At 72.6% G+C, this 23282-nt stretch carries 23 protein-coding genes and 1 pseudogene; 10 read left to right on the top strand and 14 right to left on the bottom strand.

The genetic code is table 11. From position 1 onward, the window contains the following. Window positions 1-14 precede the first annotated feature (14 nt). From IEY20_RS05520 to IEY20_RS05555, 8 genes are all read right to left on the bottom strand, one after another. Complete coding sequence (locus IEY20_RS05520; RefSeq protein WP_175328353.1) at window positions 15-1010, bottom strand: glycine betaine ABC transporter substrate-binding protein; 996 nt, start codon at window positions 1008-1010, stop codon at window positions 15-17. After that, entirely contained in the window at window positions 1007-1771 is a 765-nt protein-coding gene (locus IEY20_RS05525; protein ID WP_175328354.1) for an ABC transporter permease, read from the bottom strand. Before IEY20_RS05525 ends, IEY20_RS05520 begins: the two co-directional genes overlap by 4 nt. Continuing rightward, the gene (locus tag IEY20_RS05530; protein ID WP_042726828.1) at window positions 1764-2978 is read right to left on the bottom strand and encodes an ABC transporter ATP-binding protein; all 1215 of its coding nucleotides are present in this window, start codon (window positions 2976-2978) and stop codon (window positions 1764-1766) included. The genes IEY20_RS05525 and IEY20_RS05530 overlap by 8 nt, the downstream gene beginning before the upstream one ends. Window positions 2979-3072: 94 nt before the next feature. Then, entirely contained in the window at window positions 3073-3720 is a 648-nt protein-coding gene (locus IEY20_RS05535) for an ABC transporter permease (RefSeq protein ID WP_175328355.1), read from the bottom strand. Between the two features lie 206 nt (window positions 3721-3926). Beyond that, entirely contained in the window at window positions 3927-4589 is a 663-nt protein-coding gene (locus tag IEY20_RS05540; protein WP_175328356.1) for a DinB family protein, read from the bottom strand. Further along, entirely contained in the window at window positions 4586-5197 is a 612-nt protein-coding gene (locus IEY20_RS05545; protein ID WP_022904699.1) for a DUF6197 family protein, read from the bottom strand. Before IEY20_RS05545 ends, IEY20_RS05540 begins: the two co-directional genes overlap by 4 nt. A 75-nt stretch (window positions 5198-5272) precedes the next feature. Beyond that, window positions 5273-6148 (bottom strand): aminoglycoside phosphotransferase family protein, encoded by an 876-nt coding sequence (locus IEY20_RS05550; protein ID WP_022904700.1) that lies wholly within the window; start codon window positions 6146-6148, stop codon window positions 5273-5275. An 89-nt stretch (window positions 6149-6237) separates the two neighbouring features. Then, a complete protein-coding gene (locus tag IEY20_RS05555; RefSeq protein WP_022904701.1) occupies window positions 6238-6981 on the bottom strand; it encodes a ScbR family autoregulator-binding transcription factor in 744 nt (247 codons plus the stop codon). Between the two features lie 99 nt (window positions 6982-7080). Between IEY20_RS05555 and IEY20_RS05560 the strand changes: the two genes are divergently transcribed. Then, the gene (locus tag IEY20_RS05560; protein WP_022904702.1) at window positions 7081-7524 is read left to right on the top strand and encodes a hypothetical protein; all 444 of its coding nucleotides are present in this window, start codon (window positions 7081-7083) and stop codon (window positions 7522-7524) included. 120 nt (window positions 7525-7644) lie between these two features. On the opposite strand, the gene IEY20_RS05565 is transcribed toward IEY20_RS05560, so the two are convergent. The 3 genes from IEY20_RS05565 to IEY20_RS05575 are packed head-to-tail and all read right to left on the bottom strand — an operon-like array spanning window position 7645 to window position 10714. After that, window positions 7645-8829 (bottom strand): GAF domain-containing protein, encoded by a 1185-nt coding sequence (locus IEY20_RS05565; RefSeq protein WP_022904703.1) that lies wholly within the window; start codon window positions 8827-8829, stop codon window positions 7645-7647. Then, window positions 8826-9593: a ThuA domain-containing protein gene (locus tag IEY20_RS05570; protein ID WP_188888951.1), complete on the bottom strand. Its 768-nt coding sequence runs from the start codon at window positions 9591-9593 to the stop codon at window positions 8826-8828. Before IEY20_RS05570 ends, IEY20_RS05565 begins: the two co-directional genes overlap by 4 nt. Then, a complete protein-coding gene (locus tag IEY20_RS05575) occupies window positions 9590-10714 on the bottom strand; it encodes a Gfo/Idh/MocA family protein (protein WP_175328358.1) in 1125 nt (374 codons plus the stop codon). Before IEY20_RS05575 ends, IEY20_RS05570 begins: the two co-directional genes overlap by 4 nt. Window positions 10715-10803: 89 nt before the next feature. Here IEY20_RS05575 and IEY20_RS05580 point away from each other — a divergent pair, with 89 nt between their 5' ends. Then, window positions 10804-11259: a DUF3817 domain-containing protein gene (locus tag IEY20_RS05580; protein ID WP_175328359.1), complete on the top strand. Its 456-nt coding sequence runs from the start codon at window positions 10804-10806 to the stop codon at window positions 11257-11259. Between the two features lie 325 nt (window positions 11260-11584). Here the strand turns inward: IEY20_RS05580 and IEY20_RS05585 are convergent, their stop codons facing one another. Next, window positions 11585-13795, bottom strand: a complete 2211-nt coding sequence (locus IEY20_RS05585; protein WP_188888960.1) for an NADP-dependent isocitrate dehydrogenase — start codon at window positions 13793-13795, stop codon at window positions 11585-11587. A 202-nt stretch (window positions 13796-13997) separates the two neighbouring features. Here IEY20_RS05585 and IEY20_RS05590 point away from each other — a divergent pair, with 202 nt between their 5' ends. After that, complete coding sequence (locus IEY20_RS05590; RefSeq protein ID WP_175328361.1) at window positions 13998-14363, top strand: hypothetical protein; 366 nt, start codon at window positions 13998-14000, stop codon at window positions 14361-14363. Between the two features lie 22 nt (window positions 14364-14385). Here IEY20_RS05590 and IEY20_RS05595 read toward each other — a convergent pair whose 3' ends face one another. Beyond that, on the bottom strand, window positions 14386-14880 hold the full coding sequence (locus IEY20_RS05595) for a hypothetical protein (RefSeq protein ID WP_175328362.1): 495 nt from the start codon (window positions 14878-14880) through the stop codon (window positions 14386-14388). A gap of 139 nt (window positions 14881-15019) precedes the next feature. Between IEY20_RS05595 and IEY20_RS05600 the strand changes: the two genes are divergently transcribed. From IEY20_RS05600 to IEY20_RS05620, 5 genes and pseudogenes are all read left to right on the top strand, one after another. Next, window positions 15020-15973 (top strand): M23 family metallopeptidase, encoded by a 954-nt coding sequence (locus tag IEY20_RS05600; RefSeq protein ID WP_175328363.1) that lies wholly within the window; start codon window positions 15020-15022, stop codon window positions 15971-15973. 142 nt (window positions 15974-16115) lie between these two features. After that, a complete protein-coding gene (locus IEY20_RS05605; RefSeq protein ID WP_175328364.1) occupies window positions 16116-17381 on the top strand; it encodes a hemolysin family protein in 1266 nt (421 codons plus the stop codon). A gap of 133 nt (window positions 17382-17514) precedes the next feature. Continuing rightward, the gene (locus tag IEY20_RS05610) at window positions 17515-18393 is read left to right on the top strand and encodes a helix-turn-helix transcriptional regulator (protein ID WP_175328365.1); all 879 of its coding nucleotides are present in this window, start codon (window positions 17515-17517) and stop codon (window positions 18391-18393) included. 132 nt (window positions 18394-18525) lie between these two features. After that, the gene (locus IEY20_RS05615) at window positions 18526-19203 is read left to right on the top strand and encodes a class I SAM-dependent methyltransferase (RefSeq protein WP_175328366.1); all 678 of its coding nucleotides are present in this window, start codon (window positions 18526-18528) and stop codon (window positions 19201-19203) included. 182 nt (window positions 19204-19385) lie between these two features. Beyond that, window positions 19386-19869 (top strand): annotated as a pseudogene (locus tag IEY20_RS05620) (FBP domain-containing protein). 102 nt (window positions 19870-19971) lie between these two features. Here the strand turns inward: IEY20_RS05620 and IEY20_RS05625 are convergent. Beyond that, the gene (locus IEY20_RS05625; RefSeq protein WP_022903807.1) at window positions 19972-20958 is read right to left on the bottom strand and encodes an aldo/keto reductase; all 987 of its coding nucleotides are present in this window, start codon (window positions 20956-20958) and stop codon (window positions 19972-19974) included. Between the two features lie 128 nt (window positions 20959-21086). Here IEY20_RS05625 and IEY20_RS05630 point away from each other — a divergent pair, with 128 nt between their 5' ends. Beyond that, window positions 21087-21629, top strand: a complete 543-nt coding sequence (locus IEY20_RS05630) for an acyl-CoA thioesterase (RefSeq protein ID WP_175328367.1) — start codon at window positions 21087-21089, stop codon at window positions 21627-21629. A 42-nt stretch (window positions 21630-21671) separates the two neighbouring features. Continuing rightward, window positions 21672-23273: an FAD-binding oxidoreductase gene (locus IEY20_RS05635; RefSeq protein ID WP_175328368.1), complete on the top strand. Its 1602-nt coding sequence runs from the start codon at window positions 21672-21674 to the stop codon at window positions 23271-23273. Window positions 23274-23282: the final 9 nt, after the last annotated feature.

Below are 23282 nucleotides of genomic sequence, written 5' to 3' on the forward strand. Positions count from 1 at the left end.
GTCTCCTGGTCGCGTCAGCCCTTGCTGATGAACCCTTCCTTCGTCATCCAGTCGAAGGCGACGTCCGCGGGCTCGCGGCCCTCGACGTCCACCTGACGATTGAGCTCCTGCAGGACCGCGTCGGTGAGCTTCGGGGAGATCTGGTCGTAGACGTCCTCGAGCTGCGGGTACTCCTCGAGCGTCTCCGTGGAGAGCACGGGCGCGACGTTGTACGCCGGGAAGAACCCGCGGTCGTCCTCGAGCACCTGCAGGCCGAGCGACTTGATGCGGCCGTCGGTCGTGAAGACCTCGCCGAAGTTGCACTTGCCGCGGTCGGTGGCGGTGTAGACCGTGCCGGTGTCGAGGATGTCGACGTTCCCGGCCGGGATCGCGGACTCCCCGGAGCCGCCGACCTGCAGGTCGTACTTCTTGAGCATGGGCTTGAAGCCGTCGGCACGCGAGTTGAACTCGGACTCGACGCAGAACGTCCGCTGGTCGGCCGGCAGGTCGGCGATCTGCGAGAGCTTCGTGATCCCGCCGAGCTCCTCCACGGCCTCCTCGCGCACGGCGAACGCGTACGTGTTGTTCATCGGAGCGGGCGGCAGCCAGGTCAGTCCGTTGTCGGCGTCCTCCTTCCGGACGGCCTCGTACTGCTCCTGCTTGTCCGGGATCCCGGCCTCGTGTCCCATGTACGTCAGCCACGCGGTGCCGGTGTACTCGTAGGTCATGTCGGCCTGGTGCCCGGTCATGAGCTGGCGGACGGCGACACTGCCCGGCACGTTCGTCTCGTCGGTGACGTCGAACCCGGCGGCCTTCGCGGCGAGCACCGCGATCTTCCCGAGCACGAGCTGCTCGGTGAAGTTCTTCGACGTCACCGTGATGTGGGCGCCCTCGGGCAGGTCGTCGATGCGCTCGATCGTGCCGGGCCCGGCGGCGGGCACGAACGACGCGGCGGGTTGGAGACCGCAGCCGGTGAGGGCGAGGGCGGATGCCCCCGCGAGGACGGCGGCGGCGACGGAGCGGCGCTTCATCGGAGTCCCTTCGGTCGTGCGACGGTCTCGACGATCCGGCCCACCCAGTCGATGGACAGCGCGAGGAGGGCGATGAGGAGCGCCCCGGACACGAGCACCTTCGGCAGGAAGAGGTTCACGCCGGTCGTGATGAGCAGTCCGAGGCCGCCGGCACCGATGAAGGTGGCGAGGGCCGCGGAGCCGACGAGCAGCACGAGGGCGGTGCGGATGCCGGCGAGCATGACCGGGACCGCGAGCGGCAGTTCGACCTTGAACAGGACGGACGCGGCGCTCATGCCCATGCCCCGACCTGCCTCGACGAGCCGCTGGTCGACGCTCTCGATGCCGATGATCGTGTTCCGGAGCACGGGCAGGATCGCGTAGAGGACGAGGGCGACGATCGCCGCCCAGGAGTTGAAGCCGAGCCACGCCGCGAGCAGCACCACGAGGCCGACGGCCGGGGCTGCCTGCCCCACGTTCGCGACGGCGAGGATCGCACCGCTCGCCCGACGGAACGGCCCGCGGGTCAGGAGCACGCCGAGGGGGATGCCGATGACGAGCACGATGACCGTCGACGCGAGCGTCAGGTACAGGTGCTGCCCGGTCAGGGCGAGGATGTCCGCCGGGTTGAGCGTGGTGCGCTCGGTCGGCGTGAGGTCCGCGGTGTTCAGCCAGACGACGAACGCCACGAGGACCAGGAGGATGACGACCGGCTGCACGACGAGCCCGCGCCACGAGACGCGCGTGGGGCGGTCGGTGCCGGCTGCGACGACGTCAGTCATCGGCGCGCTCCGTGTCGGCGGCCGGTGCCGGCGCGGACGGCAGCGTCTCGATCGGGTTCGTGTTCGTGCCGACCGGGGTGTACGCCTGCTCCTCGGCCGCGGCGGCGCGCGACTTCGTGATGGCGTCCATCACGGTCTCGACGGTGATGACCCCGCGGAACGCATCCCGGCGGCCGGTGACGATGGCGGCACCGGCGCTCGACACGAGCATGGTGTCGAGCGCGTCGTTCAGGGTCGCGGCCTCGCCCACCACGGGCAGGTCGGGGTCGATGCCCTCGGGGATCCGCTCGAGCCGCTCGAGCTGGCGTCGGGTCGGCCAGCCGATCGGCCGCTGGCGACGGTCCACGACCACCGCGTGCCCGTGACCGCCGGCTTCGCGCATCCGCTGCAGGACGGCCTTCGCCTCTTCTCCGGGCGAGCAGGTCACGGCCGACTCGACCTCGACGTCGCGCACCCGGTTCAGCGTGAGCTGCTTGAGGCCGGCGCCCGAGCCGATGAAGTTCTCCACGAACTCGTTCGCGGGCTCGGCGAGGATGCGCTCCGGGGTGTCGTACTGCACGATGTGGGCGCCCTCGGAGAACACGACGATCCAGTCGCCGAGCTTCACGGCCTCGTCGAAGTCGTGCGTGACGATGACGATCGTCTTGTGCAGCTCCTCCTGGATGCGGAGGAGCTCGTCCTGCAACCGCTGCCGGGTGATCGGGTCGACCGCGCCGAACGGCTCGTCCATCAGCAGGACGGGCGGGTCGGCGGCGAGCGCCCGGGCCACGCCGACGCGCTGCTGCTGGCCGCCCGACAGCTCACGCGGGTAGCGGTCGCGGTAGGTGTCGGGGTCGAGCGAGACGAGGTCGAGCAGCTCGTCGACGCGCGCGGCGATCTTCTCCTTGGACCAGCCGAGCATCTTCGGCACGATCGCGATGTTCGCCGCGACCGTCATGTGCGGGAAGAGTCCCCCGGCCTGGATCACGTAGCCCATGCGGCGGCGCAGTTCGTCGCCGTCGATGTTCGTGACGTCGTCCTCACCGACGACGATGCGTCCCTCGGTGGGCTCGATCAGGCGGTTGATCATCTTGAGCGTGGTGGTCTTGCCGCAGCCCGACGGGCCGACGAGCATGACGACCTTGCCTGCCGGGATCTCGAGCGTGATGCCGTCGACCGCGGGCTTCGCCTGGCCCGGGTAGCGCTTCGTGACCTCGTCGAGCAGGATGCCGCGGCCGGTGACGGCCGGGTCGACGGTGGCGCCGTGCTGGCCGGTGCCGGTGCCGTGCTGGGCGGTGCCGGCCTTGTCGGTGCTGGTGCGTTCAGTGCTGGACACGGATTCCTCGCGAGATGGTCAGGCGGCCGAGGCCGAGGAGCAGGAGGTCGAGGACCAGGGCGAGCAGGACCACGCCCACGGTGCCCACGACCACGGAGTTCAGGGCGTTCGCGCCGCCGAGACGGGAGAGGCCGGAGAAGATGAAGCCGCCGAGGCCGGGGCCGAGCGCGTACGCGGCCACCGCGGCGACGCCCATCACCATCTGCGCCGACACCCGCACGCCGGTGAGGATGATCGGCCACGCCATCGGCAGCTCGACCTGCACGAGTGTCCGGAACCGGCCCATGCCGATGCCCCGGGCGGACTCGACGACGGTGTCGGGGATCTCCCCCAGCCCGACGACCGCGTTGCGCAGGATCGGCAGTGCCGCGAAGAACGTGACCGTGACGACGGACGGCACGACGCCGAAGCCGAGCGGCACGAGCAGCAGGCCGATGACGGCGAACGAGGGCAGCGTCAACCCGACGGTCGACACCTCGTTCGCGGCGGCACGGAGGCCGGGGATGCGGTAGACGAGTGCGGCGAGCACCACGGCGATGACGGTGGCGAGGACGACGCACTGGACCACCAGTGAGAAGTGCTGCCACGAGGAGAACCAGATCTGGTCCCATCGCTCCACGACGTACTGGAACACGGGTGGGCGCTCCTCCCTGGTCGGCCGAAGTACCCACCGGATGGGGCACGAACGCCGACCAAGCTACGCAGCACATCGCTTCTTGTACATCTGCAAATGTTCGGTACGGGCGTATCCAGCGCCCGACGCGTAACGAAAACCCCAGGTCAGACCGTGTGATCCCGACCGACCCTGGGAGATCGGTAACGATACCGAGCAGTGGTCGGCTATGCGCTCAGGTCGCGCAGTCCTGCCCGTTCGGCGACCTCGACCAGGTGTTCGCGCCACGCGACCCACTCAGCCGGGGTCTTCTCGGCGAGGTTGCCGTCGCCGTCACCCGCGGTGCCGTCGAGCATCTCGCGGACGATGTCGGCGTGCCCCGCGTGCCGCGCGACCTCGTACCCCATGTGCACGAGCACCTGGTGGAGCGATACCGACCGGCGGTCCTCGGGCCACCACGGCACGGTGCCGCGGGCGTCGATGTCGAGTGCCTCGATCGTCGCGTCCGCGTGGGCAGCGCTCCGGTGGTGGAACGCGATGACGTCGGCCATGGTCTCGTCCGGACCGGCGAACATGTCGTCGCCCTCCCACGATTCCAGCCAGGCCGGCGCGTCCGGCAGCGGACGGCCGAACACCTCGCCGAAGTAGCCGGCCTGGACCCCGGCGACGTGCTTCACCAGCCCGAGGAGGTTCGTGCCCGTCGGGGTGAGCGGCCACCGTGCCTGGCGCTCGGCGAGTCCCTCGACCTTGGCGAGCAGGGCGGCCCGGTGCTTGCGGAGGTACCGGTGCGGGGTCTCCTTCTCGGAGCCGGTCACCGCGCGGTCGGCGACGGCCGTCCCCGGGGCCGCGGGGCGGACCTCGGGGACGGTGTCGGGGACGTCGTCGTTCATGCCCTCGATCGTGCCGTGCTGCGCTCCTGCACGCGCGCGGACTCCTGGACGGCCACGCGCTCGGCGGTGAGGAGCAGGCCCGAGACGTCCGCGGCGGTGCGGGCGGCCTGGTCGTTCCAACTCGTCAGGTCGCGGACCCGCGCCATCCGGACGTCCGGGGCCGGGCACCACAGGACCGGCGAGCCCTCCTCGACGGCGAGCGCGTTCCAGACGAGGTCGAGGGCGCGCTGGACCCGCTGCGAGTGCACCGCGGCGGGACCACCGGCGGCGTAGACGACCGAGCCGACGAGGCAGGCGCCCACGAGCGGGCGACCCTGCACGCCGACGGCGGACGCACTCGAGGCCTTGCGCATGCGCCCGTGGTCGTCGAGGTAGGCGAACCAGGCGTGCTGGATCCAGCCCCGTTCGATGACGTCCCGGGCGCCGGAGAGGAGCTGTTCGAGGTCGCGCAGTTCCTCGATGCGGGCCTCGGCCCGGCGGGTCCGGACGACTGCGCGGTGTTCGGCGTAGCGGTCGAGCAGGCCGCGGAGTCCTCGGCGTGCGGGTGGGCTGGGGACGGGGGAGGCGTCGGTGGCGACGTCGTGCTGGACGCGGAACTCGAGGGTCATCAGGCCCCTCCGATCTTCACGTGCACGGATGTGTGGGGGTCAGGGTAACTCCGGGTGCGGGCAGCGCAACAGCCCTCAGTCGTCGAGCAACGCGTCGATCGCACGACGGCCGACTACGCGGAACGCCGGGTCGGAGGTCTGGTGCAGGGCGGACGCGATCGCGACGGCCCAGCCGCGGGCGCGTCCCCAGGTCACGTCGTCGACGGCCAGGGCTGTCCGGAAGCCGCAGCGGGCCTCCCGGTCGAGCGTCAACCAGGCGGTCGCGAGGTCCACGGCCCGGTCGCCGGCGGTCACGTCGCCGAAGTCGACGACCGCCGACAGGCGGTCACCGTCGGGGCCGGGCTCGACGAGCAGGTTGAAGGGGTGCAGGTCGCCGTGCACCCAGACGGGAGGCTCGGTGGACGTCGGCAGGTCGGCGGCCGTCCGCCAGGCAGCAGCGAGTTCGCGGGCCCGCGGCACGTCCGAGGTCGCGAGCCGGTGGAGCACCGCCTCCGACCGGTCCGCGAGCGGGACGGCCCGGACCGGGTTCACGGGCGCGTCCGCGGGGGCGGGCGCGTGCAGGAGTCCGAGGAAGGCGGCGAGCGCCTCGCCGACCCGGGGTCCACCTGGCCGGGTGCCCGCTGCCGTGCCGGGGAGCCAGGGGACGATGCTCCAGGACCACGGGTAGCCCGGCCCCGGCTCGCCCGTGCGGACCGGGGCGGGGACGGGGACCACCGGCGCGACGCGACGTGCGATCTCCGGCAGCCATCGTTGCTCGTGCTCGATGAGCCGGGCTGCCGCGGCCCGTCGGGGGAGTCGGACGGCGAGGTCGTCCCCGAGCCGCACGAGCACGTTGTCCCAGCCGTTCGCGGCGACCTCGAGCGGCAGCGCGGCGAGGTCGGGGTGCTGGGCACGGAGCAGCGTCCGGACGAGCGGGACGTCGACGTGCACCTCGGCGGCGGGGGTCGGCACCGAACGAGGCTACCCCCGCCGATCCCCGGTGCCACGCCGTTCGGTCCCCGTGAACGGGGGCCTGAGCGAGAACGTACCGGTTGGTATCCTCATCCCGAGGTGACGTGGGTGGCCCTGGGGGGACCCGCGTCACCGTCGGGTTCGTCGGGGTCCGCGACGACCGCTGCGTCCGGGGCGATCGCTGCGTCCGGGGCGATGATCGCGACCAGGCGGGGGATCTCGGGCCGCGTGCACTCGGTCACGAAGGCGGCGAGGAGCACCGTCCAGAGCTCGCGGAGCCGCTCGAACAGGTCGCTCCGACCGGCGAGGACGTCCGAGACCGTCTGCACACCGGTGTACGCCGGGCTCACCACGCGCCCGATGAGCGCCGGGTCCCAGCGGGCGTCGACCTCGCCCACCGCGATGGCCTCGCGGAAGAGGTCTGCCGTGATCCGCATCCAGTCGGTGTACGGGTCCTGCCGGTCGATGCCGTTGCCCGCGGGTTCGGTGGAGAGCCGGATGCCCGCGCTGACGACCGTCTCCGTGGTCATCTGGACCGCGAGGCCCTGCGACATCCACATCATCGACTCGAGCGGGGTGCGGCCGCGGGCGTGCGCGACCTCGGCGTAGGCACGGGACACCTCGTGCTGCCGGGCGACCACCGCGGCGGCGAGGTCGGCCTTCGACGTGAAGTGGAAGTAGAGCGCCCCCTTGGTCACGCCGGCTCGCTCGGCGACCCCGTCCATCGAGGCGCCGAAGTAGCCGCGCTCGTCGAACTCCTTCGCGGCACCCTCGATGATGGCCGCCCGGGTCGCGACGGCGCGCCGCTGCCGGGAGCGTCCGTCCTCTGCCATGCACGACCTCCGAGGCGATGCTACCGATCCGGGGCTGTCCGGCCGGGTCACAGCGGACCTCCGGGCGCCGTCCAGCGCGGGTGCCCTAGCGTCGTCGGCATGCAGGCGTGGACGAACCCGGCGCTCCTGGCCCGGACGGGCTCGTGGCTGCTGCTGCCCGTGGCCGTCCTCGACTGGTTCGCGCTGGCGCCGCAGGCCGTCGTCGTGACGGCGTTCCTCGTCGCCGTCGTCGGACTCGCCGCGGTCGCCGCCGCCCTGGTCGCCCGGATGCTCCGGCGTTCGCGGGCCGCGATGGCGGGAGTCGGGATCGCCCTGCTGCTCGGGGGCCTCGTGGTGTTCGGACTCGACCCGTTCCCGAGCACCTTCCCCCTCATCGACTCCTGGTGGCCGGACGCCGTCACGCAGCCCCAGGTCGTCGGCAGCGCGTACTGGATGCTGCTGGGGCTCGGCATCGAGCTCGCGGGTGTCGGCATGCTCGCCACGCTCCTCGTCGTGTCGCTCACCGGACCGGCCGGCGCGACCGACCGCCGCGGCGGGCGCTGACCCATGCGACGCTGACCCGTGCGGCCCTGACCCGTGCGGCCCTGACCCGTGCGGACCTGACCCGCGCCGACTCGGCCGGCGCCTTCCCGGGGCGGCGGGATGCGGCCGGTGCGCGGCGGCTCAGGTCCGTCGTGCCGTGGTGACGGCGACCGCGGCCGTGGGGTCGTCGTCGGGCAGCAGGTCGCGCACGGCCCCGACGCCCTCGGCCGCGACGACCCGGGCGAGGTGTGCCAGGTCCTCGACTCCCGCGAGCGCGACGGCCCCGTCCGAGCACAGCACGAGGACGTCCCCGGCCGCGAGCTCCGCGGTCACCGGACGGCGGGAGGAGCCGGAGGGCTGCAGCGCGACCGGGAGGCCGGGGGACCGGAGCTCCTCGACCCGGCCGTCGTCCCGCACCACGGCCGCCAGACCGTGCCCGAGGTCGACGAGGTCGACGCGACCCGACCCGGGGTCGAGCCGCGCGTGTGCGAGCGTGGCGACCGCGCCGGCGACCGACAGATCGGGGGCGAGTTGCGCCTCCAGGCCGGCGACCGCCGCGTCGAGCGGCTGGTCCGTCCGTGCCGCCACGGCGCCGCGGACGGTGGAGGCGAGCAGCGCCGAGGCGCGGCCGGCGGACACGGTGCCGACCGTCAGGTGCACCGCGCCGTCAGCGGCCGTCCGGTGGTCGACCACGTCGCCACCCCCGGTGTCCGGCTGCACGACGACCGACTCGACGACGACGCCGGGCGCGACGGGGGGCTCGGGAGCCAGGCCGTCCAGGACCCGACGGACACGACGCCGGTCGACGGCCTGGCCGAGCTCGCGCTCCGCCCAGTGCGCGAGGTCCTGCAGCAGGGCGACGTCCTCGGGACTGAACGTGCGCGGCTGGGCGTCCATGATGCAGAGCGTGCCGACCCGGGTGCCGTCGAGCATCGTGAGCGGGGCGCCCGCGTAGAAGCGGACCCCGTGCTCGGCGACCGCGGCCGTCGTGGCGAAGCGCGGGTCGAGCGTCGTGTCCGCGATGACCATCGGCTCCGGCGTCAGGACCGTCGTCGCGCAGAACTGCTCCTCGGCCGGGACGCTCGTGCCCTGCTGCCAGCCGAAGGTCGACTGCGTGGTCACGACGTCCTGGTGCACGAGGTTGAGGAAGGTCAGCGGGACCCCGAAGGCCTCCTGCGCCATCCGGGTGATCCGGTCGAACCGCTCCTCGGGGCCGCTGCCGAGCACCCCGAGCGCCTCGACGACGGCGGAGCGCCGGGCTGCGGGGTCGAGGTGCGCGGGGTCGAGGTGCGCGGGGTCGAGGTGCGCGGGGTCGTGCTGGGTCACACCCCCTGTGTACCCGCACCGTCCGTGGTGAACCATCCCCGAGGGTTGGGGTCAGCGGTCAGCTCACGGCGTTCGGACACCGGCGCCGCCCACTGCGCGGCGTTCGCGAGGACCCGTTGCACGTCCGGGTGGTGGTACACCGGGTACTCCTGGTCGCCGGGCGAGAAGTAGAACACCCGCCCGAGGCCCCGGCGGTACGCGACACCGGAACGGAAGACCTCGCCGCCCGTGAAGGTCGAGAGGAAGACCTCCTCGTCGGCGCGCGGGATGTCGAAGAACTCGCCGTACATCTCCTGCTGGTCGATGACGATCGGGTGCGGGACGCCCTGCGCGATCGGGTGGTCCGGGGCGATCGCCCAGACGAGTTCACGGTCCTGCCCGTCGTTGCGCCACTTGAGCGAGCACGTCGTGCCCATCAGGCGCTTGAACGGCTTCGAGTAGTGACCGGAGTGCAGCACCACGAGGCCCATGCCCGCGTGCACGGCGTCGACCACGCGCTCCACGACCTCGTCGGCGACCTCGTCGTGGGCGGCGTGCCCCCACCAGAACAGCACGTCCGTCTGCGCCAGGCGTTCCGCGGTCAGGCCGTGCTCGGGCTCCTGCAGGGTCGCGGTGCCGACCTCGGCGCCGGGCAGGAGTTCGTGTAGCGCCGCCGCGATCACGGCGTGCATGCCGTCCGGGTAGTGCCCGATGACCGTCGCGTCGCCGCGGCTCTCGTGCACGTTCTCGTTCCAGACGACGATCCTGGGTGCGACCTCGCTCATGCGACGACCTCCATCTCTCGACCCGCAGCAGCGGACGCGTAGATCGCGTCGACGACACGGCTGCGGTGCAGTGCGAACTCTCCGTGGTGCCCCGCGTGGTCACCGGAGCGGACCGCGGTGAGGAACTCCTCGATGACGCGCTGGTGGTGTCCGGCGGGGACGCGCACACCCGGCCGGGTGACCGTCGGCACGCCCTGCTCGTCGGAGTACAGCGTCACGGTGCCCTCGGTGGCGTAGTCACGGACGAACAGGCGGGCACCACCGATCGAACCGAGCAGCTCGACCTCGATGTCCTCGACGTCCTTCGAGTAGCTGGCCCAGCTCGCCTGGAGCTGCAGGCTCGATCCGTCCTCGAACCGGAGCAGTGCGTTCGCGAAGTCCTCGACGTCGAACGGGCGCCCGGTGGCGGCGGACACCGGGTCGCGGTCGCTCCCGCCCCGACCGGCGCTGCCGAGCTCGTCGTAGGCCACGGCGCTCGCGGTCACGACGCGCGGTTCCCCGAGCAGGTGCAGGGCGATGTCGAGCACGTGCGAGCCGAGGTCGATGAGCGGACCGCCGCCCGCGGTCTCCTTGTTCGCGAACCAGCTCCGGATGCCGGGGATCCCGGCTCGTCGCAGCCAGCTCGCACGTGCGTGGTAGACGTGCCCGAGCGGGCCGTTGCCGTCGGCGTCGCGCTGCGCGAGGTGGTCGCTGAGGAACTGCACGTCGGCGCGTCGGCGGTGGTTGTACGCGACCTCGAGCACGCGGTCGTTCCGCACGGCGGCGTCGACCATCTCCTGCGCCTGGTCGCCCGTCGTGGCGAGCGGCTTCTCGCAGAAGACGTGCTTGCCGGACTCGAGCGCCGCCACCGCGATCGGGTGGTGCAGGGCGTTCGGGACGCCGATCGACACGATGTCGAGGTCGTCGCGGGCGACGAGGTCCTGCCAGTCCGCGTACCGGTTCGGTACGCCTCGGGAGTCGGCGAGCTCGTGCAGCCGATCGGTCTCCTGGCCGGCGAGGGCGATGACCTCGACCCCGGGCAGCGCGGTGTAGGCGTCGAGGTGCGTGGTGCCGGCGAAGCCGAGGCCGATCACCCCGACGCGCAGGGGTGGCGTGGTGTCCGTTGGTGTCGTCGTCGACATGCGGTCAACGCTAGTCGGAGCGCGGGTCGAATCGATACGACCGGCGGCGTGTCGGGGTTCTGTCGGGAACGGTGCGTCACCATGTCGGCATGACGCCCCGATCCCTGTTCCGCGCCGCCGCGGTCGCCGAGCTCGTGACCTGGACCCTCCTCATCGCCGGGATGGTGCTGAAGTACGCCCTCGACGCCGGCGACTGGGGCGTCCGGATCGGCGGCGGCGTGCACGGCTTCGTGTTCCTGGCGTACCTCGTCGTGACCACGGTGGTCGCGGTCAACCAGCGGTGGTCGGTCGGCGCGCTCGTGCTCGGGTGGGCGAGTGCCGTCGTGCCCTACGCCACGGTGCCGTTCGAGGTCGCGGTCGCACGGCGCGGGATGCTCGACGGCGGATGGCGCCGTTCGGCCGAGGGCCGCGCAGGCTTCTGGGACCGCCTGCTGTTCTTCGTGGTGCGGCGGCCGGTGCTCTCGATCGCGATCGGCGTCGTGGCGGTCGCGCTCGTGTTCTCCGGGCTGCTCGTGGTCGGGCCGCCCGTGCCGACGCGGAGCTGACGCGGAGCAGCCTCGGTCCCTCCCCGTCCGGTCGGAGGGGTCGGTTGCACGGGCCGGGCGGGCCGGGCGGGTCGCGCGGGCCGGGCGGGTCGGTCGGGCCGGGCAGATCGGGCGGGTCGGGCAGGTCGGTCACGACACCCCGCTCACCACCCGCAGGTGGTCACAAGATGTCGGATCCGGACGTGCATTGCGACAGCACACGACCTACCGCCGCACATCGCCTCGCGTGTCGCCGACGCGCGCGCCCGTGCCAGCGCGCCCACGGGACGGACGAGAGGCCCGGTGCCAGCTGGCATTGGGCCTCCCGTCCGTCAGGGGGTCGCGCCTACAGCGCGGCCAGGATCCCGTTCAGCGTGCCGGACGGGCGCATCACCGCGCCGGTCTTGGCGTCGTCCGGACGGTAGTACCCGCCGATGTCCGCCGGGTGCCCCTGCACACCGTTCAGCTCCTCGACGATGACCTGCTCGTGCGATCCGAGCGACGCGGCGACGTCCGCGAACGCCGCCGCGAGCTCCGCGTCCTCGGTCTGCGACGCGAGCTCCTCGGCCCAGTACTTCGCGAGGTAGTAGTGGCTGCCGCGGTTGTCGATCGAGCCGAGCTTGCGGCCCGGGGACTTGTTCTCGTCGAGGAAGGTCCCGGTGGCGCGGTCGAGCGTCTCGCCGAGGATCTTCGCGCGCTGGTTGCCCGTCGCGCCCCCGAGGTGCTCGAACGACACCGCCAGGGCGAGGAACTCGCCGAGGGAGTCCCACCGCAGGTAGTTCTCCGCGACGAGCTGCTGCACGTGCTTCGGGGCCGAGCCGCCCGCACCGGTCTCGAACAGGCCGCCGCCGCCGAGGAGCGGGACCACGGAGAGCATCTTCGCCGAGGTGCCGAGCTCCATGATGGGGAACAGGTCCGTGAGGTAGTCGCGGAGCACGTTGCCGGTGACCGAGATGGTGTCCTCGCCACGGCGGATGCGCTCGAGCGAGAAGGCCATGGCGTCCTCGGGCGACTCGATCTCGATCTGCAGCCCGTCGGTGTCGTGCTCGGCGAGGTACGTGCGGACCAGGCCGATCAGGTTGGCGTCGTGCGCACGGGTCTCGTCGAGCCAGAACACCGCCGGCGTCGCCGAGGCGCGGGCGCGGGTCACGGCGAGCTTCACCCAGTCGCGGATCGCCACGTCCTTGGTCTGGCAGGCACGCCAGATGTCGCCGGCCTCGACCTCGTGCTCGATGACGGTCTCGCCGCCGCTCGTCACGACGCGGACACGGCCGGCCCCGGGCACCTCGAAGGTCTTGTCGTGCGAGCCGTACTCCTCGGCCTTCTGCGCCATGAGGCCGACGTTCGGCACGGAGCCCATCGTGGCCGGGTCGAAGGCGCCGTTCGCGCGGCAGTCCTCGATCACGGTCTGGTAGATGCCGGCGTAGCTCGAGTCCGGGATCACCGCGAGGGTGTCGTGCTCCTCGCCGTCCGGGCCCCACATGTGGCCGGAGGTGCGGATCATCGCCGGCATCGACGCGTCGACGATGACGTCGCTCGGGACGTGCAGGTTCGTGATGCCCTTGTCGGAGTCGACCATCGCGAGCTCGGGGCCCGCGTCGAGTCCCTCGTCGAAGGCCCGCTTGATCTCCGCACCGTTCGGCACGGCGTCGAGTCCGGCGAGGACCGAGCCGAGACCGTCGTTCGGGTTGAGCCCGGCGGCGGCGAGGTCGGCGCCGAACCGCTCGAACACGGTCGGGAAGAACGCGCGGATGACGTGGCCGAAGATGATCGGGTCGGAGACCTTCATCATCGTGGCCTTGAGGTGCACGGAGAACAGGACGCCCTGCTCCTGCGCGGCGGCGATCTGGTCCTTCAGGAAGACCTCGAGCGCGCGGACGTGCAGGACGGTGCCGTCGACGACCTCGCCCTGCAGGACGGGGATCGACTGCTTGAGCACCGTGGTGTCGCCGTCGGCCGCCACGAACTCGATGGTCAGGGTGTCGTCCGCGGGGGCGATCCAGGACTGCTCGTTCGACCGGAAGTCGTCCTTGCCCATCGTCACGACGTTCGTCTTCGAGTCGTGGCTCCAGGCACCCATGCGGTGCGGGTGCTTCTTGGCGTAGTTCTTCACCGAGAGCGGCGCGCGGCGGTCCGAGTTGCCCTCGCGGAGCACGGGGTTCACCGCACTGCCCTTGACGCGGTCGTAGCGTGCGCGGACGTCGCGCTCCTCGTCGGTCGTGGGCTCGTCCGGGTAGGCGGGCAGGTCGTAGCCCTGCGACCGCAGTTCCGCGATCGCCGCCTTGAGCTGCGGGATCGATGCCGAGATGTTCGGCAGCTTGATGATGTTCGCCTCGGGGGTCTTCGCGAGCTCGCCGAGTTCGGTGAGCGCGTCGTCCAGGCGCTGCTCGTCGGTGAGCCGCTCCGGGAACTGCGCGATGATCCGGCCGGAGAGCGAGATGTCGCGGGTCTCCACGTCGACACCGGCGGTGCCGGCGAAGGCCTGGATGATCGGGAGGAAGGAGTGGGTCGCCAGGAACGGCGCCTCGTCCGTGAGCGTGTAGATGATCTTGGCCATGCTGGCGGGTGCTCCCTTGTTCATGCCGTCGGTAGGCCCCACGCTACTCGCTGGCGCGAGATGTCTCGACGTCAAGACACCTTGTCGGGTCACCTCCCAGCGAACGCACCTGGGACGCTCTGGAGGCACACCGCCGTCTCATGGACGGCACGCGTGGACTGGTCTCCCGCGGCTCCCCAGGCCGCGGTGGGAGGAGCAGGCCATGACGACACGACGACAGACCCCCGAGGACTTCGGGTGGACCGCCGAGGACCTCCGCTCCGTCTACGCGGTGGACGGCAGCGGGCCGTACCGCTACGCCCCCGACGGCTCCGGGCCCTTCTCGTACGACGTCGACGGATCGGGTCCGTGGCTCGTCGGCCCGGAGCCGGCGCGGGGGCTCGCCCGGTTCGCACCCCGCCAGCGCGGGGCCCGGTCGCGCCTGCGTCGGATGGGGACCGCCTGCGCCGCGGGTGCCCTCGCCCTCGTGCTCGCGGTCGGGAGCGTCGCGGCCGTCGCGCACGCCGCTCCGGCACAGCACCGGGTGGACGCGTCCGCCGTCCACAGCACGCCGTCCGACCGGGAGTGACGCACGGGCGGCCGGAGCGCCCTCAGTGCCCGATCGCGATGCGGAAGACGCGGACGCCCGCGGTCTTCAGCGCTGCGAGCCCGAGCCGCATGCGCAGGTTGCGGAAGGGTCGGTTCCGCCCGGTCGGGGCCGCCGCGGCGCCGATCTGGTGCAGCACCTCGGAGGTCAGCGTCCGCTCGATCTTCGGTGCGAGTCGGGTCACACCCGACACCGTGACGACGATCCGGACCGCGTGCGGCGCCATGAGGGGGTCGATCAGCTCGGCCGCTTCGTGCGCCCGGTGGAACGCGGGGTCGTCACCGGGGCGGCGGATCGCGATGACGGCCAGTTCGGCGTCGCCGGTCTCGGTCGGGTCCGGGAGGTCGTCGACCCCGACCACGCGCATCCGCATGGCGTCCACACCGGCACGGACCGCCGCGGCGCGCAGCACGGGCAGCAGTTCCTGCGTGCCGGCGAGCACGACCTCGGCGGAGCGCAGGTCGATCGGCTCGTGGCGTTCGCGCGGCGTTCGGGCCATGGGTCGGGTCCTTCCGGTCGCTCTCCTCGGACAGTACCGACCGAGACGGGAGCCCGCGCCGTCGCGGTGCATCCGGTAACGAAATGATCACACTGGGGTCTGTACAAACGAACAGAGTCGTGCAGAATGGTGGGCGGCCATGACGACTGCACCGCACCCAGACCAGCACCCGGAGACCCCGGTCGTGCACCTGTCGCGCCGCGCAGCCCTCGAGGCCGAGCGCGCTGCGGCCCGCAAGCAACCCCGCCGGACCGACCGTGACACTGCACGCATCGCGGCCTCGGCGACGACGATCGCGGCGCGCGCTCCTCGTCCGGTCCGCGCAGCCCGCCCGGTCCGTGCAGCCCGCCCGGTCCGTGCCGCCCGCACCCCGCTCCGCGAGCGCGTGAACCCCCTCCGGGCCGCCAACCGCGCCAGCCGCGTCACGATGACCAGCGCCCTCGCGGCCTTCGTCCTCTTCGCGGCCTCCGCGACGCCCGCCCACGCGACGTCCGGCGGGACCGGCCCCGTCACGACGCTGGCCCCGGACGTGAGCGGGCAGGACTACTCCGTCACGCAGATCGCCGCCCTCGCCGACCCCGCGCGCGACGGCTTCACGATCGGTGGCGGATCGACGACGAAGGAGCAGGCCACCGCGAGCGGCTCGGTCTCGTTCGGGGGCGCGATCCGTTCACCCTTCCCGGGTCCGGTGCAGATGAGCTCCGGCTTCGGGTACCGGGCGGCTCCGTGCGGCGCCTGCTCGTCCCTGCACGAGGGCCTCGACTTCACGCCCGGGCTCGGCACCCCCATCGGCGCCATCGCCGCGGGCACGGTCCGCGTCGCCGGCCCGTACTTCAGCTACGGCACCGCGGTGGTGATCGACCACGTGATCGACGGTCGCAAGGTCGCCACGCTGTACGGCCACATGATCCCGGGATCGGCACCGCTGCAGGTCGGCGACACCGTCGAGGCGGGCGAGTTCATCGGTCAGGTCGGCAACTCGGGCGTCTCCACGGGCGCACACCTGCACCTCGAGGTACTGCTCGACGGCGTGACGCCGATCGACCCCGAGGCCTGGCTCGAAGCCCGGCTCGGTCGCCCGATCACCGCCTAGGCAGCCGATCCACAGCGCCTCCGCAGGCACCACGGGGTGGCCTCCCAGAACACCTGTGCAGGCTCACAGCCATGGACGACTGTCACAGGCCCAGCGCCCGAACGCGACCGGTTCCGCCCCGACCTGAGCGGACCACCCGCTGATGGGCGCCGACACCTGGATCGCCTTCGGGCTCGTCATCCTCTTCGTGCTCGTCGGCGGTGTGTTCGCCGCTGCCGAGATCGCCCTCGTCTCGCTCCGCGAGTCCCAGCTGCAGCAACTCGAGCGGCGCGGACCCCGCGGTGAGCGGGTCGCCCGGCTGAGCCGCGACCCGAACCGCTTCCTCTCCGCCGTCCAGATCGGCGTGACCGTCGCCGGGTTCTTCTCGGCCGCCTACGGTGCGTCGTCGATCGCCCCGGACATCGCCCCGCTCCTGCAAGGGCTCGGACTCGACCGCGGTGCCGCCGAGGCGATCGCGCTCGTGCTGCTCACCCTCGTGATCGCGTACCTGTCCCTCGTGTTCGGCGAACTCGTGCCGAAGCGACTCGCCCTGCAGCGCGCCGAGGGCTTCGCGATGCTGGTCGCCCCGCCGCTCGACCGGTTCGCGACGCTGATGCGACCGGTCATCTGGGTCCTCTCGAGCACCACGAACGCGATCGTCCGGCTGCTCGGCGGCGATCCGGACGCCCGCAGCGAGTCGATGAGCACCGAGGAGCTCCGTGACCTCGTCGCCGAGCACGACGCCATCGACGCGCAGGGGCGGCAGATCGCCAGGAGCGCGCTCGACGCCGGCGACCGCACCCTCCGCGAGTCGATGCGGCCCTGGTACGACGTGTCGACGATGGACGCCGGGCTGACGGTCGAGCAGGCGACGGCGCACGCGATCGACGCCGGACACACCCGGTACCTCGTGACCTCGGGCTCGCGCGACGACGTGACGGGCTTCGTCCACCTCCGCGACCTGCTCCGTCCATCGGCCCCCGACGCCCCGGTGTCGAGCCTGGTCCGTCCGGTCCTCGCGATGCCCGAGACGAAGTCGCTGTCCGCGGCGATCGCCGAGATGCGCACCGAGGGCCACCAGATCGCCCTCGTCGTGGACGAGTACGGCGGCAGCGCGGGGATGGTGACGCTCGAGGCGCTGCTCGAGGACCTCGTCGGGCGCATCCGCGACGAGTACGACGCGCCCAACACCGCCGGCACGGACGGGGTCGACGGGTCGCTCGTGCTCGAGGACCTCGCGGCCGACGGCGGCCCGGTACTGCCGGACGGCGACTACGAGACCGTCGGCGGGCTCGTGCAGGTGCACCTCGACCGTGTCCCGGAGGTCGGCGACGTCGTCGAACTCGACGACTGGGCGATCGAGGTCACCGAGATGGACGGGCACCGCGTGGCGCGGGTGCGCATCGCCGCGCGGGAGCGCGCGCACTAGGCGCGACCGGCAGCGGCCCGGAGGCCCGTGGCGGCGCCGCCACGGGCCTCCCGTCCGTCCGAGCCCGCCCGGCACCCGAGCAGGCACTGCCGGTACCTGTCCCGGTACCGGCATCGCCACGTAGCCTGGCCCCATGGGTATCGACGTGCGCAAGGAGATCCAGGACTTCCTGTCCTCACGACGGGCCCGGCTGACCCCGGACCAGGTCGGCATGCCCTCGTTCGGCGGCGGCGTGCGTCGGGTCCCCGGGCTCCGTCGGCACGAGGTCGCGATGCTCGCCGGCGTGAGCGTCGACTACTACACGCGGCTCGAGCGGGGCACCCTCAAGGGGGTCTCCGACAGCGTGCTCGACGGCCTCGCCGCGGCACTCCGGCTCGACGACGACGAGCGCACGCACCTGTGGGACCTCGCCCGGCTGGCGAACGCCGGCGTCAAGACGATGCACCGGAACGTCCCGACGCGTGTCCGACCCGGCGTCCAGCAGCTCCTCGACGCGATCACCGGCGCGCCGGCCTGGGTGCGGAACGAACGCGGCGACGTCGTCGCGACGAACGAGCTCGGGCGGGCGCTCTACTCGCCGATGTTCGCCGGGCCCGGACGTCCGGTGAACACCGCGCGGTTCACGTTCCTCGACCCCGCAGCGCTGGAGTTCTACCCGGACTGGGCCCAGACCGCCCGCGAGGCCGTCGCGGTCCTGCGCGCCGCCGCCGTGGCGAACCCGTGCGAGCCGGGACTCGTGACGCTCGTGGGGGAGCTCTCGACGCGGAGCGAGGAGTTCCGCACGTGGTGGGCGGCGCACGACGTCCGGTCGCACCGCACCGGTCGGAAGCGCATCCACCACCCCGTCGTCGGCACGCTCGACCTGACGTACGAGGCGCTCGACCTCGTGGCCGACCCGGGGCTGACGATGTTCAGCTACGGCACCGAGCCCGCGAGCGAGTCGGAGCGGAACCTGGCGCTCCTCGGCACCTGGGCGGCCACGGAGCGTTCGGAGCGGTCCGCCGCGGTGTAGCCGGCGGGGTGGTGGGCGCGCCGCTGCCGTTCCAGGACGACGCCGCCGCTGTCGCACGACGACGGACACGTCGCCCGACATCGACGTCCGCACCGAGGCCCTCACGGAGCCGGCCGTCCGTAGGCTGGGACCGTGTCGTACCGCCGAGTCGAGCCCTCCTTCGCCCGCGCTGTCGCGACCGCCCTCGGGGACGCCCGCACCGTGCTCGACCTCGGCGTCGGACCGGTGTCCTACGCCCCCACCGACCGCGAGGTGACGACGGCCGACCCGACCGCCGGGCACCTGCCGTTCCCCGACGTGTCCTTCGACGCCGCACTGACGACCTTCACGCTGCCAGACCTCCCCGACCTCGACCGCGGGCTGGCCGAGCTGCGGCGGGTCGCCCGGGGACCGGTGGTCGTCCTCACCCGCGACCCCGGACGCCTGCGGGACTCCTGGCTCGCCGAGTACGCACCCGAGGTCGTCGCCGCCGAGGCCCGGCGCCACCCCTCGGTCGACCGCGTCGCCGAGGCCCTCGGCGGAGCGCCCATCGGCGGAGCGGTCGAGACGACCCGCGTGCCGATCCCGTTCACGTGCGTCGACGGCTTCTCCGAGGCGTACTACGCCCGGCCGGAGCGACTTCTCGACCCCGCCGTCCGGCAGGCCGACCCGGCTTGGGGCCTCGTCGACGAGATGACCGCGCGGCGATCGGTCTCGGCGCTGCGCGAGGCGCTCGAGTCGGGGGAGTGGGACCGGCGCCACGGATCGCTCCGGGTGCGACCGTCGTACGACGGCTCGCTCGTGCTGCTCCGCGCGACACGCCCGGCTTGACACGTCGTCGTAGGCTGGGACGGTGAGCTTCCAGGAGGTGGTCGGCGCGCAGAGCGCCGGCATCAGGGCGTGACGCCCCCGGTCGCACCGTGCAGTGCGGCCGCCGTCACCGACCCCTGACCACCTCCGCCCGGTGCGGCGCGCGTCCGCGTGCCCCGGGCCCCTGTCGAGAGCGACACACCATGCTGCCCATCAGCGAGAAGACCCTCCGCACGTCCTTCGTCAACGCCTCCCGCAAGGAGACCAGCGACATCACCCTGCCCGACGGCTTCGAGACCCTCGAGTGGGACGCACTCGACTTCCTCGGCTGGCGCGACCCGAAAGATCGGGCGCCGCGCCTACGCCGTCGTGCCCACCCTCGACGGCGAGTTCGTCGGGATCCTGTTCCGGCAGGCCGAGGCGTCGCCCCGGAACCGCGCGCAGTGCTCGTGGTGCCAGGACGTCAAGCTGCCGAACGACGTCGTGTTCTACAGCGCCAAGCGGTCCGGGAAGGCGGGCCGGAACGGGAACACCGTCGGCACGCTCGTCTGCCAGGACTTCCAGTGCTCGCGGAACGTCCGGAAGCTGCCACCGCCCGCCTACGAGGGGTACGACGTCGAGGCCGCACGACTCCAGCGGATCGAGGACCTGCAGCTCCGCGCCGCGTCGTTCGCCGCGGAGGTCTAGGCCCGGCGCTCCCACCGGACGGACTGGAGGCACGGTGCGGGCCCGCACCGTGCCTCCAGTCCGATGACGGTCGCGTCGGCGACCCGTGGTCGGCGACGCGCGTCAGCGACCGATCGAGGACATGTCCGGGTACCGGTCGCCGGTCGGGACGGGGAGCGACGAGAGGCGGTCGAGCTGGTCGGCCGACAGCGTCAGCGAGGTCGCACCGACGTTCTCCTCGAGGCGCGAGACGCGCTTCGTGCCCGGGATCGGGACGATGTCGTCGCCCTGCGCCAGGAGCCACGCGAGCGCGACCTGTGCCGGGGTGCCGCCGACCTCGTCCGCGATCTCCTTGACGGAGTCGACGATCCGCATGTTCTGCGCGAAGGCCTCCTCGGCGAACCGCGGGTTGGCGCGGCGGAAGTCGTCGTCGTCCAGGTCGGAGGGCTTCGTGATCGCACCGGTCAGGAAGCCGCGGCCGAGCGGCGAGTACGGCACGAGGCCGATGCCGAGCTCGCGGAGGGTGTCGAGGACCTCGCCTTCGGGGTCGCGGGTCCACAGCGAGTACTCGCTCTGGAGCGCGGTGATCGGGTGCACGGCGTGGGCCTTGCGGATCGTCGCCGCGGACGCCTCGGAGAGCCCGATGTGGCGGATCTTGCCCTCCTCGACGAACCCGGCGAGCTGCCCGACGACGTCCTCGATCGGGACGGCCGGGTCGACGCGGTGCTGGTAGTAGAGGTCGATGTGGTCGGTACCGAGCCGGCGGAGCGAGCCTTCGAGTGCCTCGCGGACGGACTCCGGGGCCGAGCTGATGCCGCGCTCCTGGGTCGGCGTCGCCTCGCCGGCCTCGTGGCGGTACAGGCCGAACTTCGTCGCGATGACGACGTCGTCCCGGCGGTCGGCGAGGGCGCGGCGGAGGAGTTCCTCGTTCGTGTACGGGCCGTACGCCTCGGCGGTGTCGAACAGGGTGACGCCGAGGTCGATAGCCCGGTGGATCGTGCGGATCGACTCGTCGTCGTCCGAGCCGGCGCCCGAGTAGAAGGCGCTCATGCCCATGGTGCCGAGGCCGAGCGATCCGACCTCGAGGTCTGCGAGCTTGCGTGTCTGCATGCTCCCGGTCTACTCGCCCGTGGTCGTTTGGAGGGAGGCACTGTCGGGACCCGCCCAGGTGGGAATGCCGTGGTGCGGTTCCTCCAACGCGGTCGCACCGTTCGACCCGCAGCTGGTGGGATCGGTCCGTGAACCTGTACTTCCGGCTGCTCCTGCTCACCCTGCGCACCCGGACGGCCCGGCGACGCACCGGCCGCTGGACGTCGCTCTGGGACGAGGCACGGACGCCGTTCCGGGTCGCGCTCACCGACCTCGACCCGCTGCGGCACGTGAACAACGGCAAGTACCTGTCGCTGCTCGACCTCGGTCGGTACGACCTCCTGGCGCGCTCCGGGTTCTGGCAGGCGGCGACCGACCGCGGCTGGTACGCCGTCGTGGCGGCGCAGACGATCACCTACAAGCGGTCGTTGACGCTCGGGCAGCGGTTCGTCCTGCGCACCCGGGTCCTCGCGATGGACGAGCGGTCGGTCTACATGGAGCAGACGTTCGTCCGGCGCGACGCGGTGATCGCCCGCGCGGTCGTCCAGGCGCGGTTCCTGCACCGGGACGGCGGGCACGTGACCCCGGCCGAGCTCCTCGCGCTGACGGGTGCGCCGCCGCGGGACCTCACCGTGCCGGACTGGGTGCGCGTGTGGGCGGACGCTGTGCGGATCAGCAGCACCGCACGATGACGACGGGTCCGACACGGCACCGGGACGGCGTAGACAGGACCGATGACGACTGACGGGGGAGCGGAGCGTCCGGAACTCCGGTCCGGACGGGTGCCCGCGCGGACGAGTCGGCGCGCGCTGCTCGGGGGTGGTGTCGGCCTCGGGCTCGCGGGCCTCCTGGCGGTCTGCACGGGCGGGACGCCGAAGCCGAGCGGGAGCCCGACCGGCAGTCCGACCGGGAACGGCGCGACCGCGAGCGCGGGGCCGACCGCGAGTCCGACGCCCGGCGGCCCGGCATCGTGGCAGGCCCTCGCCGCGGCGGTGTCGGGACGGCTCCTGCGTCCGGGGTCCCAGGGGTGGGACAGCGCCCGGGTGCTCGAGAACCCCCGGTGGGACGATGCCGACCCCCGCGGCATCCTGCGCGCCACGAGCGACGCCGACGTGCAGGCCGGACTCGCCTTCGCCCGGAACACCCGCACCCCCGTCGCCCTCCGCGCGGGCGGGCACTCCTACACGGGGTGGTCCGCCGGCGGCGCCCCGGGGACCGACGTGCCGCGGTCCCTCGTGATCAGCACGCAAGACCTCGACGGCATCGAGGTGCACGCCGACGGCACGGCGACGATCGGGCCCGGTGCCCGTCTGGCGAACGTCTACGCGACCCTCGCCGCGCAGGGGCGGGCGATCGGAGCAGGGTCCTGCCCGACGGTCGGGGTCGGCGGCCTGACGCTCGGCGGCGGTGTCGGGGTGCTCGCGCGGTCGTTCGGCCTGACCTGCGACCAGCTGAGCGGCGTGCGGGTCATCACCCCGGACGGCACGGCGCACGACGTCTCCGCGACCGCCGAACCCGACCTGTTCTGGGCCTGTCGCGGCGGTGGCGGCGGCACGGTCGGCGTCGTGACCTCGATGACCTTCCGCACCCGGGCGGCTCCCGGCGTCCTGCTCTTCGAACTCGCGTTCCCGTGGTCGGCTGCCGCTGCCGTCGTCCGGGCGTGGCAGGACTGGGCGCCGACGGCCGACGACGAGCTCTGGTCGACGCTCAAGCTCCTGAACGGATCGCGGCACACCACGCCGTCGATCACCGTGACGGGGGTGTGGACCGGCTCGAAGACCGGCGCCGACGCCTCGGTCGACGGGTTCGTCGCGGCGACCGGTGCACGGCCGACCCGCCACACCGCCGAGCAGATGTCGTACGGCACCGCCATGTCGACACTGGCCGGGAAGCCCCAGCGGGTGTCGGAGGCGGCGACGTCGTCGATCGGGACGACGAAGCTCACGGATGCGCAGATCGACGTCCTCGTGCAGCACGCCGGGGCAGCGGGGGACGTGTCCGGCAACCTCGAGGGCGGCGTCTCGCTCGACGCCCTCGGCGGTGCGGTCGCCCGGGTCGGTCGCACGGACTCCGCGTTCCCGTGGCGCTCGGCGCTCATGACGGTGCAGTACACGGCGGTGTTCGCGGACGGTTCCGACCCGGCGCCCTTCGACGCCTACGTCCGGGCCTTCCGGGAGGCGATGACGCCGGCGTGGGGGAGCGCCGCGTACGCGAACTACTGCGACGCGGCGATCACCGACCCGTCCGACTACTTCGGCGTGAACACGTCCCGCCTGCACCGGATCGCCGAGCAGGCCGACCCGGACGGACTCCTGTCGCAGCCGCACTGGGTCTGAGGCCACCCC

Origin of the sequence: Curtobacterium luteum (assembly GCF_014646995.1) — a bacterium.
GTDB lineage: Bacteria > Actinomycetota > Actinomycetes > Actinomycetales > Microbacteriaceae > Curtobacterium > Curtobacterium luteum.

Coding starts and splice junctions, on each gene's coding strand:
- IEY20_RS05560 (WP_022904702.1), top strand. CDS start 7,081: ATGCAGGCGTGGACGAACCCGGCGCTCCTGGCCCGGACGGGCTCGTGG.
- IEY20_RS05525 (WP_175328354.1), bottom strand. CDS start 1,771: ATGACTGACGTCGTCGCAGCCGGCACCGACCGCCCCACGCGCGTCTCG.
- IEY20_RS05575 (WP_175328358.1), bottom strand. CDS start 10,714: ATGTCGACGACGACACCAACGGACACCACGCCACCCCTGCGCGTCGGG.
- IEY20_RS05540 (WP_175328356.1), bottom strand. CDS start 4,589: ATGAACGACGACGTCCCCGACACCGTCCCCGAGGTCCGCCCCGCGGCC.
- IEY20_RS05580 (WP_175328359.1), top strand. CDS start 10,804: ATGACGCCCCGATCCCTGTTCCGCGCCGCCGCGGTCGCCGAGCTCGTG.
- IEY20_RS05555 (WP_022904701.1), bottom strand. CDS start 6,981: ATGGCAGAGGACGGACGCTCCCGGCAGCGGCGCGCCGTCGCGACCCGG.
- IEY20_RS05590 (WP_175328361.1), top strand. CDS start 13,998: ATGACGACACGACGACAGACCCCCGAGGACTTCGGGTGGACCGCCGAG.
- IEY20_RS05610 (WP_175328365.1), top strand. CDS start 17,515: ATGGGTATCGACGTGCGCAAGGAGATCCAGGACTTCCTGTCCTCACGA.
- IEY20_RS05605 (WP_175328364.1), top strand. CDS start 16,116: ATGGGCGCCGACACCTGGATCGCCTTCGGGCTCGTCATCCTCTTCGTG.
- IEY20_RS05585 (WP_188888960.1), bottom strand. CDS start 13,795: ATGGCCAAGATCATCTACACGCTCACGGACGAGGCGCCGTTCCTGGCG.
- IEY20_RS05545 (WP_022904699.1), bottom strand. CDS start 5,197: ATGACCCTCGAGTTCCGCGTCCAGCACGACGTCGCCACCGACGCCTCC.
- IEY20_RS05595 (WP_175328362.1), bottom strand. CDS start 14,880: ATGGCCCGAACGCCGCGCGAACGCCACGAGCCGATCGACCTGCGCTCC.
- IEY20_RS05520 (WP_175328353.1), bottom strand. CDS start 1,010: ATGAAGCGCCGCTCCGTCGCCGCCGCCGTCCTCGCGGGGGCATCCGCC.
- IEY20_RS05625 (WP_022903807.1), bottom strand. CDS start 20,958: ATGCAGACACGCAAGCTCGCAGACCTCGAGGTCGGATCGCTCGGCCTC.
- IEY20_RS05570 (WP_188888951.1), bottom strand. CDS start 9,593: ATGAGCGAGGTCGCACCCAGGATCGTCGTCTGGAACGAGAACGTGCAC.
- IEY20_RS05635 (WP_175328368.1), top strand. CDS start 21,672: ATGACGACTGACGGGGGAGCGGAGCGTCCGGAACTCCGGTCCGGACGG.
- IEY20_RS05600 (WP_175328363.1), top strand. CDS start 15,020: ATGACGACTGCACCGCACCCAGACCAGCACCCGGAGACCCCGGTCGTG.